The organism is Longimicrobiales bacterium (genome assembly GCA_035764935.1).
Classification (GTDB): Bacteria; Gemmatimonadota; Gemmatimonadetes; order Longimicrobiales; family RSA9; genus DASTYK01.
The window spans coordinates 1-10,080 of the sequence record DASTYK010000015.1 but is presented as its reverse complement, the minus strand read 5'-3'; the positions used below and the strand labels follow the sequence as shown (position 1 = coordinate 10,080).

Genomic DNA, 10,080 nt, shown 5'->3' with positions numbered 1-10,080 from the left:
AACATCGAGTACTGGCGCTCATGGAAGTCACCGGCCCTGGGGCGGCGACTGGCGGCTTGACGCTTCCGCCCTTCTGGCCGTTTCGCCTCACTCCCCCGGCGGCGCGGGTGGGTACCGGCATCGAGTCGACCGATCAGGCGCCACGCACGACAGCCGCGGATGATGTGTGTCGGCCCAGGGGTTGTCCTGACCGTTCAGCCGACAAGGCACCTCCCGCGGGAGTAGATGGTTGTCGGCGGAGCGGTTTGAGTCACCGGGCAGCCGCCATGCACCGGACCAACACGTCATGCTTGTCGCCCTGCGGGGGAAAGCCGTGCTCGCTTGCGGCAGCTCGCGCGCGTGGTGCAGCTTGGAGTGCCGGGCCAGGCCGGTTCACTCCGCGGCCGATCGCCGGAGCCAACCTCAGGAGCAGATGCGATGAAGCCGACCCGTCAGCCGCTTGCCGGACCGTCGCGCTGGCAAGCGATGACCGATGTGACGATCCCGGCGATAGGCCCGACGACCGGCCCGACGACGCCGCCCGCGACGACCCTCGTCGCGCTGTTCGCGCTCCTCGCGACCTCCGCGCTCCCTGCCGCCGCGCAGCACGCCCCCTCCGCCGACGTCCTCGCCCGCACCGACTCCATCTTCGCGCGAATGGACACGCCCACCACCCCCGGCTGCGCGGTGTCCGTCATGCAGCAGGGCGCGATCGTGTTCGAGCGCGGGTACGGCATGGCGAACCTGGAGTACGGCATCCCGATCACGCCGCAGTCGGTATTCCACGTCGCGTCCGTGTCCAAGCACTTCACCGCGTTCGCGATCGAATTGCTCGTGAACGAGGGGCGCGTCTCGTGGGACGACGATATCCGCGAGTACGTGCCGGAGGTGCCCGACTTCGGGCAGCCGATCACGCTGCGCCACCTGGTGCACCACGTGAGCGGCATCCGCGACCAGTGGAACCTGCTGAGCATGGCGGGCTGGCGCTGGGAAGCGGACGTCGTGACGCAGAAGGACGTGCTCGACATCACGTCACGCCAGACGGCGCTCAACTTCGCGCCGGGCGAGCGCTACCTCTACAGCAACACGGGCTACACGCTGCTGGCCGTGGTCGTGGAGCGCGTGACAGGGCAGTCGCTGCGCGAGTTCGCGCAGCAGCGGATCTTCGAGCCGCTCGGCATGGAGCGCACGCACTTCCACGACGATCACGAGATGATCGTGCCCAACCGTGCGTTCGCGTACGCGCCGGACAGCACCGGGCTGCACGGCCTGAAGCAGTCGATCCCCGACTTCGACGTCGTGGGCGCCACCAGCCTCTTCACCACCGTGCACGACCTCGCCGCGTGGGACCGCAACTTCCACACGGGCCGCGTCGGCGGCCGCGACGCGCTCGCGCGCATGGAGCAGCGCTTCGTGCTGAACAGCGGCGACACGATCGCCTACGCGCACGGCCTGAGCATCGGCGAGCGTCGCGGGCTGCGCACGGTGGGCCACGGCGGCGCCGACGCCGGCTACCGCAGCCACTTCATGCGCTTCCCGGAGCAGGACTGGAGCGTCGCGGTGCTGTGCAACTTCCCGTCGAGCAACCCGGGCGCGCTCGCGAACCGCGTCGCGGACGTGTGGCTCGAGGACGCGTACACGGAGCCCACACAGGTCGCGGCAACGAACGGGGCGGAGCACGACCGCTGGGTCGACGTGCCGCGCCGCACGCTCGCGTCGCTCACGGGCGTGTACCGCGATGCCGACGGCTTCGACGTGCGTCGCATCGAGCTGCACGGTGACACGCTGAAGGCCATGATCGGGCCCGGCTACCCGCTGCGGCCGCTGGGCGCGGACCGCTATCAGATGGTCGGTCCTGGCGCGATCCTCGTGATGCGGGCGCCGCGCGACGGCGAGCCCGCCACGATGACGACGGCCGACGATCCCGACGACGTGTACCTGCAACTGCCCGCGTGGAATCCGTCAGCCGACGACCTCGCGGCGTTCGCGGGTTTGTACTACAGCGAGGAGCTGGGGACGGAGTACCGGTTCGTGATCGACGACGGACATCTCGCGTTCCGGCATCGCAAGCTGCCGGACGGCGTGCTCGAGCCGACGTTCGAGAACGGGTTCACGCTGCGGGGGCGGTCGTTGATCTTCGAGCGGGGCGCGGACGGGCGCGTCGTCGGGTTCCGGATGTCGGATGGGCGCGTGTACGACGTGAGGTTCGAGCGGGTGCAGTGATCGCGTTGGACGTGGGGGTGTTGCGCGGCGTGTGAGCCTGGACGGGAGGGGCGCGTACCACAACGGCGGTCAGAAGGCGATCGCCGTTGCCTCCAGTCGTCGATCAGCCGTCACCTGCCGTCCCCGGTGCGATCCGATCGCAGCTCGTCCAGCAGATCCAGTGCGCTGCCATCCGGCATCCCCAGCGCTGTGGGTTGCCAGCTCCAGCCCGTGCGGTCGAGCCGCGGCGGCGTCACGGCACCTTCATCGACGAGCCGCTCGAGGATGCTCTCCGTGCTTTCATCCGAGGGGGCGTGAAGCGATCCCGGAGGGCGCAGCTCGGCCACGACCTCGTCGCGGTCCGTCACCAGGAATACCTCGCCGCGACGGACATCGCGGAGGTATTCCGAGAGCCTGGCCTTGAGCTGGCGGATCCCGACGACACGCATGATGAAATGTAGTCACGTGTAGTCACGGGCAGCAAGAACGTCCGTGCAGACGGTCACACGTGCGAAGCGAACACACAAGAGAGGCGCCCTGCGTCCAGCAGAGCGCCTCTCGTGTGCCACCGCTTATGGAAGGGTCAGAAGTTCGGGTTCGCGTCGATCTCGTCCTTGCTCACCGGCAGGCAGAGATCGCCGCGCTCGGTGATGACCTGGGCGTCGAGCACGTTTACCCACGGATCCGCGCTGGCGGGCTGGCCGCGCGCCTCGGCGCGTACCACCTCGAACGGTACGTAGCCCGGCGACACCATCCAGCGCCGCACATCCGGCAGGCGCTTGCCCTGGAGCCACAGCTCGATGCCGCGCTCCCGCATCAGGATTTCCCACGCCTCCTCGATCGTGGCGGCAGTCAGGTCGGGCAGTGAGTATCCGTCCGTGGCGTTGTGGTACTGCCGGACCTCGTTGATCCTGTCCATGGCCGGACCGATCGATCCCGCGTGCAGCAGTGCCTCCGCTTCCAGCAGCCGCATCTCCGTACCGCTGACGAGTGCGATGTCGTCGTCATAGCTGCGGTACTTGCGCTGCCGGTAGAACGGCCGGCGCCCATCACCGCCGGTGTCCCCGGAGTCGTCATACTGCACGCGTGGATCACCGCCCGCGCCGGGGTCGCTCAGGTTGACGCCCCATTCGGCGAATGGGGTGCCCCATACGGAGCCCTCGGAGCGCAGGTAGCCCCACCAGTACATGTCGTTGTTCTCACGACCCGAGTTCGTGCTGTGTACCTGGTAGAAGACGAAGTCGGTCGGGATTTCTGCGGCGTCCGCGACTGCGCCTGCCCAGTCGCCCTGCATCATCCGGACGTGGGCGCGCCCGCCGATCGCGGAGAGCCGGTAGTCCTCCAGGCCCGCGGCGGCCGTGATACCGATCGCGTCGGTGAAGTAGGTCGCGGCACGATCGTAATAGACGGTGTATGGCTGCAGGTCGCCGCCATCGATGACCGCTTCACAGAACGCGTCCCCCATCAGCCGGTTCGCATGCCCGGCCCAGTGCGTGACCTGCGCAACGTACTCGTTCGTCTGCGGGTCCTCGACGAGCGCCGAGATACGGTCGATGGCCTTTTCCGCCACCCACCGCGCCTGTGACGGCTCCGACCAGCGCGACTGCGACTCGACCCAGTCGTTGCGGGATTGCCCATCACTGAGGCCGCGCAGCCCGACCCAGGTGCCGACATGCACCAGCTCATCGGTCAGCATCGCGCCCGCGACGTACACGCCGCCGCCGCCCGGGACGACGGCCGCGTATGCAAAGTCGCCTGCGACGCCGGCCGCGATCGCGGGAACGGCATCCGGATTGTCGAGGTCCGCGTCCTCGATCATCGTGGGGTTGTCCACGTCGAGACTGCACGCACCGAGCGCCACGACTGCAAACCCGGCGGTGATCACCGCCAACGCCCGCGCTCCGGTCCGGCGGCCGCTTCCATGATGTATATGCATGTTCATGTTCCTCATCATCAGGATCAGAAGCCGACGTTGATGCCGAAGATCAGTGTCCTCGGAATCGGCGTGTTGAAGTAGTCCTGCTGGCTGAGATCACTGCCCGTCGAGTAGTTGGCTTCCGGCTCCATGAGCATATGATCCTTCACGTGGCGCCAGATGTTGCGGCCGGAGAGGAACACGCGGGCACTCTCCAGGCCCAGCCCCGCGAACATGCTCTGCGGCAGGTTGTACGACACAGTCACCTCGCGCAGCTTCCAGTAGTCGGCGGGTCGGACGACATTGCCCCGCCCGCTCTCGGGCCATGGGGACTCACAGATCGCCTGCGTCAGCTCATCGGCGCCCGAATCGTGACACCACGACGCGACCGATGTGCCCCACAGCGACTCATCCACGATCTCGTCGCCGTTCGGCACGTTGGTTCGCGTGAGCCACCGCACTGTGCTGCTTTCGATGAAATGCCCACCCGCGTGATCCATCAGGCCGCGAACATTCACACGGTCCCAGAGCGTAAAGTCCATGCCGAGCTGGAACGTCTTCGTCGGGAATGGTGGACCGATGTAGTCGTCGGCCGCCACGACCACCTCACCGTCTTCCATGACGAAGCGATCACCGAAGTACGACGCGACCGGATAGCCTTCGCGCGTGATCTGCGTCCAGTGCTGGTACAGCTCCGGCAGATCGCCCAGATCGGTGACCTCGTTGTCGAACGTCGCGAACTGCGCGTGTGCGCTCCACACGAAGTCGTCGAGCGCCAGCACCGTGCCGTTCACGGCCAGCTCCAGACCCGTGTTCTGGATCTCACCCACGTTCTCGAGCTGTGAGCCGACGAAGCCGTCGGACGGCGGATACGAGACGGGCAGCAGTGCGTCCTCCGTGCGCTGCCTGTACCACGTCAGCTGCATGCCGACGCGGCCGTTCCACGCGCTCGCATCGAAGCCGAGCTCGAGTTCGTGGCTGATCTCCGGACCGAGCTCCGAGTTGCCGATGTTGGATGGCGTGACTGCGGGGACACCGTCGACTGCGGAGATCGCGCTCCACGTACGTACCGCGTCGAACGCGCCCGGCTGTCGGCCGGCGGTGCCGTAGGCGCCGCGCACGCGGAACGAGTCGAACAGGTCCGGGAAGAACTCGTGGTCCGACACGACGTACGACACGCCGCCCTTCGGATAGAAGGCGTAGCCCGCATCGTCACCGAACGCACTGTGACCGTCCAGCCGGAAGCCGGCGTTCAGGAACAGGCGGTCGAAGAGGCCGACGTCCTGCTGGAACACGACACCGGCGGTGCGGGTGACTCCGCGGTACTCCCAACCCGAGGTGATCGCAGCAGAGCTGACCGTCGTGAGGCCCGGGACCGGAAATTCCTGGCCCGACGCTTCCGAGGCACCCACCTTGATCTCGTTGCCCTGGAAGCCGATGGTCGACGTCGAGCGGACGTTCTCGCTGAGCGGGAACGTGAACACGCCCGAAATGTCGGCGGTCAGCGTCGTCGCATCACGACGGTAGTTGCTCTTGCGACCCAGCGGGTTCGAGTCGTTGGCGCCGTACGGGTGCAGCTCGATGTTGTCCATCCCTGCAACGTCGACGCCCAGCGTGGCGCGGCTGCTGAACCACTCCGCCGGCTTGTACTCCGCACTGAGGTTACCGGTGAACCGGCGGCTCTTCAGCCCGACATTGATCAGCGGAATCTCTTCAACAGGCATGAACAGCCCGCGCGGCCCCGCCGTCAGTGCATTGATGCCGTACCCGTAGATGTTGTTCGCGTCCTGCGGCATCGCAACGAAACGGTCGGAGTAGCCGGTGCCGATATTCAGGACCAGGTCGCTCCGCGGGAAGAGCTGCAGGTTACCGCGGAACGACTTGTACTCCGTGGAGTTGCCCGGCAGCAGCCCGTCCTGGGTGCTGTACGAGCCCGACGCATAGAAGCTGTAGCCTTCCTGGCCGCCGGAGGTCGAGAGCTGATGCTGCTGCTGCGTCGCGTTGTTGTTCACGTACGCGTCATAGAACCAGTCACTGTAGACCGAGACACCCCACCAGTCCTTCGGGCTGTTCGACACGCCGAACTCACCGCTGTAATTCCAGCGCTGTTCACCCTGCTTGCCCCGCTTCGTGAAGATCTGGATCACGCCGGCCGAAGCTTCTGTGCCGTACAGCGTCGCGGCCGCCGCGCCACGCACGACCTCGATCCGCTCGATGTCATTGGGGTTGATGTCGTCCAGGCCCGTCCAGCCCTCACCACCCGTGAAGACACCTGTCGCGGTCGAGTTGTCCATCCGCACGCCGTCCACGTAGATCAGCGGCTCCACGCCCTGCGACAGACTCGACGGGCCGCGCAGCACGATCTTGGTGCCCTGGCCGACCTTGCCGCCGCCCGGCAGCACGGTCACGCCAGGGTTTCTGCCCTGCAGCATCTCCGCAACCGAAGTGATCGCGGCGTCCTCGAGCTCGGAGGCGTCCACAGACGCGATCGAGGCGGCCACCTCACGGCGTCGCGTTTCGCGCGCCTGCCCGGTGACGACGACCTGGTCCAGCGCGATCGCCGACTCCTCGAGCTGAAATTCCACGGTGGTCGTCGCGCCAGCGGTGACATCGACACGACGGCTCGCAGCGGAGTAACCCAGCATGTGAACGCGGATCTCGCGTTCGCCGGGTCGCACGTTGAGCAGGAGGAACTGGCCCTCCGCATTGGTAACCGTGCCAATGCCGCTGCCCGTTACCACGACCTGGGCACCGACGATCGGCTGGGCAGTACTCGCGTGCACGACCGTGCCGGCAACGGTGCCCGTTTCCTGTGCGCTCGCTGGCATTACTCCGCCGACGAGCAGCCCTGCGAGCGCGACCGCGAATACACGCGGCCGTGCCGAGTGGCTGTGCTGATACATTGCGCGCTCCTGATGTTTCGGGTCTGAGAGAGAAGGATCAGGCTTCTTGGCAACGGGGCAGCGGCACCTCCCGGCTGAAGGGACGTGGATCGAAGGTCTGGCTGGTATATGGAGTGAACGCAGTCGCGGTCGGATCAGATAGAAGCTGGGGCGGTACGGCTCGGCGGCGCCCGCATACTTCTGCGGGCTCCGGGATGCGGAGTGAACAGTGTCCTGTATTGTACACCATGAAACGCAGAGTACGCACGCATGACCGGGAGGTCAACCTTCATGAGGAGTGGATCATCATGATGCGCGGACTGAGCGTTGTACTGACGTTGCCGTGACTACGCGCGTGTATCGGTCAGACGTGAGGCGCAATGAGCGCGACGAGCGCCTCCGCATCCGCTCGCGCACGATCCGCATCCTCGACCGTGTAGAAGCCCGACGGCGTGAGGTCCTCGGCACCGTAGAATGCGAGCTCGCGGTCGCGGCGCAGGCGTCGTGAAACGGCGACCATCCGGTCCAGGTGCTCTTCCAGCAGCGGCGGCAGTCGGTCTCGTTCAGCCAGCAGTACTTCGGACAGGTCGTGCACACGCGGCGGCGCCACGCCACAACTGCGCAGCAGACCCTTGAGGACGAGCTCGACGATCTCCTGCGATTCGCGCACGACGTCCGCCCAGCTCTCCGCATCGTACAGAACAGCCAGCGCTCGAAGCCGGATCTCCGAGCGCCATACGTGGTCACGGGCGAGGTCGCGGTTCTGCATCACGCGGCCGACCACCACGAATGTCCGCCGGCCGTGCGGCGAACCATCAGGCCACCAAGGATCGCGCGCCGAATGCGGATCAGCTCACGCGCGAGAGCCAGCTCCGGATCGTAGACGACCACGCCGTCCACGGCGATCTCCGCCCAGAATCCGGAGATGCGATCCGCTTCGACGCGCATCCTCGCAAAGTGTGGCTCCACGCGGTGGCCATCGATCGTGAATTCCCGCACGTCCCACGGATCGTACAACGACCGCGTCACCTCGACCTCGTCGCTCACGACGAACAGCACGTCCACGTCCGACGATGATCCCGCCTCGCCACGGGCATAGGAGCCGAAGATGGCAGCGCCGACCAGGCCGGGGCCGAGCTGCTCGATTGCCGCAGCCACGACTTCAGTCACGGGTGATTCCGGGAGGGCCTCGGCGCGAACCAGGCTGCGCGTGCAGTGTTCATTGAGCGAAAGGCCGGCCTTGCGCGCGGACTGCGTCAGTTGCGCGTGGAGGCTCGGCGCGAGGCGGAGGACGAAGCGGCCGGACGGGGTGCTCGTTACCATGATACTAAGATTCTATTTGTAGTACTATAGCGTCAAGGTGCGTCAGGAGGTGAGCTGGTCGGCGTCGGTCAAGACGCTGGCGACCGGATGATGATCGCTCCATTCATACGTGCAGCGGAGTGCAGCGCGACGCCCCCGACATCGACAGGCGAGGCCCAGAATGCGACGTCCCCCGATCGTCCCCGGCCCGTTTCTCCCGCTCAGCGTGATCGCGGCGTTCGTCGTCCTCTCGGCCTGCGCCCCCGCGCGTGCACCCGCTGAAGCCGCCACCCGCGCCGATCGCCCCAACATCCTGCTCCTCGTCGCCGACGACCTCGGCTACACCGACACCGGCCCGTACGGCAGCGACATCCGCACGCCCAACATCGACCGCCTCGCCCAAGAGGGCATCCTCTTCACCAACTTCCACACCGCGCCGATGTGCGCGCCCACGCGCGCGATGCTGCTGACCGGCAACAACAACCACGTGGCCGGGATGGGGCAGCAGAGCCCGGACTCGGTGCTCGCACGATTCCCCGGCTACGAGGGCTACCTGTCGGATCGCGTCGTGCCGTTCCCGCGGCTGCTGCGAGAGGCCGGCTACCACACGTACAGCACCGGCAAGTGGCACCTGGGCGACGCGCGCGAGCAGAGCCCGCTCGCCGCCGGCTTCGAGCGCTCGTACCAGCTCACGCACGGCGCTGCGAACCACTTCAACGCCGTCGGCTTCTTCGAGGGCGGCTCCCTGTACCGGGAGGACGGCGAGGAGGCGGAGTATCCGGCGGGCCGGTACTCGACGGAGCTGTTCACGGACCGGCTGATCGGGTTCATCGACGAGCAGCTCGACGACGGCCGCCCGTTCTTCGCGTTCGCCGCGTACACGTCGCCGCACTGGCCGCTCCAGGTGCCCGACGAGTGGCTGGACCGCTACCGCGGTCAGTACGACGAGGGATACGACGTCCTGCGCGAGCGGAACCTCGATCGGTTGAAGCAGAAGGGCATCCTGCCTCCGGACGCAGAGCCGCCGCCACGCAACGAAGCCATCACGCCATGGGACTCGCTCGATGCGGAACAGCGTCGCATCGAGGCGCGCAAGATGGAGTTGTATGCGGCGATGGTGGAGAACCTCGACCACCACATCGGCCGCATCATCGATCGGCTGAAGCAGCGCGGCGTCTACGACAACACGCTGATCGTCTTCATGTCCGACAACGGCGCCGCGGGCTCGGAGGACTTCTACCTGACCGGCCCGTTCGTCGAGTACCTGCAGGCGCGCTACGACAACTCGTACGAGAACATGGGCCGGCCCGACTCGTGGATCTCGTACGGCCGCGGCTGGGCGCAGGCCGGCGCCGCGCCGTTCAGCCGCTACAAGACGTACACGCGCGAGGGCGGCATGGCCGCGCAGCTCATCATCGCCGGACCGCAGGTCACGCAGCGCGGAACGATGAACCGCGCCTACACGACCGTGATGGACCTCGCGCCCACGTTCCTCGAGCTCGCCGGCGCCACGTACCCCGACAACGGCTCCGTACGCGCGATGGAAGGGGAGAGCATGGCCGCGCTGCTCGCGGGGGATGCGACGACCGTGCACGACGCCGACTACGTGACGACGCTGTTCCACGCGGGCCGCGCGTTCGTGCGACGCGGGCCATGGAAGCTCGTGACACTGGAGCCGCCATTCGACGAGGCCGGCTTCGAGCTGTACGACGTGGAGGCGGATCCGGGGGAGACGCGCAACCTGGCGGACGCGCGGCCGGATGTGTATCGCGAGATGCTGGAGCTGTGGCGGGCGGAGCG

Annotated in this window: 7 protein-coding genes; 2 read left to right on the top strand and 5 right to left on the bottom strand. The window is 67.0% G+C overall.

Annotated features, from left to right (window positions below):
- Positions 1 to 417: 417 nt before the first annotated feature.
- Positions 418 to 2,202 carry a serine hydrolase domain-containing protein gene (locus VFU06_00930; GenBank protein ID HEU5207944.1) on the top strand — a complete coding sequence of 595 codons (1,785 nt, stop codon included), beginning with the start codon at positions 418 to 420 and terminating at the stop codon, positions 2,200 to 2,202.
- 110 nt (positions 2,203 to 2,312) lie between these two features.
- Here VFU06_00930 and VFU06_00925 read toward each other — a convergent pair whose 3' ends face one another.
- The 5 genes from VFU06_00925 to VFU06_00905 form a co-directional block, all read right to left on the bottom strand.
- On the bottom strand, positions 2,313 to 2,630 hold the full coding sequence (locus VFU06_00925; protein HEU5207943.1) for a hypothetical protein: 318 nt from the start codon (positions 2,628 to 2,630) through the stop codon (positions 2,313 to 2,315).
- Between the two features lie 134 nt (positions 2,631 to 2,764).
- Complete coding sequence (locus VFU06_00920; protein HEU5207942.1) at positions 2,765 to 4,066, bottom strand: RagB/SusD family nutrient uptake outer membrane protein; 1,302 nt, start codon at positions 4,064 to 4,066, stop codon at positions 2,765 to 2,767.
- 74 nt (positions 4,067 to 4,140) lie between these two features.
- On the bottom strand, positions 4,141 to 6,999 hold the full coding sequence (locus tag VFU06_00915) for a TonB-dependent receptor (GenBank protein HEU5207941.1): 2,859 nt from the start codon (positions 6,997 to 6,999) through the stop codon (positions 4,141 to 4,143).
- 343 nt (positions 7,000 to 7,342) lie between these two features.
- The gene (locus tag VFU06_00910) at positions 7,343 to 7,747 is read right to left on the bottom strand and encodes a HEPN domain-containing protein (protein HEU5207940.1); all 405 of its coding nucleotides are present in this window, start codon (positions 7,745 to 7,747) and stop codon (positions 7,343 to 7,345) included.
- Positions 7,747 to 8,148 carry a nucleotidyltransferase domain-containing protein gene (locus VFU06_00905; GenBank protein HEU5207939.1) on the bottom strand — a complete coding sequence of 134 codons (402 nt, stop codon included), beginning with the start codon at positions 8,146 to 8,148 and terminating at the stop codon, positions 7,747 to 7,749. The genes VFU06_00910 and VFU06_00905 overlap by 1 nt, the downstream gene beginning before the upstream one ends.
- A 313-nt stretch (positions 8,149 to 8,461) precedes the next feature.
- On the opposite strand from VFU06_00905, the gene VFU06_00900 reads away from it, so the two are divergent.
- A partial coding sequence (locus tag VFU06_00900) for an arylsulfatase (GenBank protein HEU5207938.1) occupies positions 8,462 to 10,080 on the top strand: 1,619 nt, incomplete at its 3' end.

Bases quoted from the DNA above. Each gene is read 5' to 3' on its own strand.
- VFU06_00930 (HEU5207944.1), top strand. From the start codon at position 418: ATGAAGCCGACCCGTCAGCCGCTTGCCGGACCGTCGCGCTGGCAAGCG.
- VFU06_00925 (HEU5207943.1), bottom strand. From the start codon at position 2,630: ATGCGTGTCGTCGGGATCCGCCAGCTCAAGGCCAGGCTCTCGGAATAC.
- VFU06_00915 (HEU5207941.1), bottom strand. From the start codon at position 6,999: ATGTATCAGCACAGCCACTCGGCACGGCCGCGTGTATTCGCGGTCGCG.
- VFU06_00910 (HEU5207940.1), bottom strand. From the start codon at position 7,747: ATGCAGAACCGCGACCTCGCCCGTGACCACGTATGGCGCTCGGAGATC.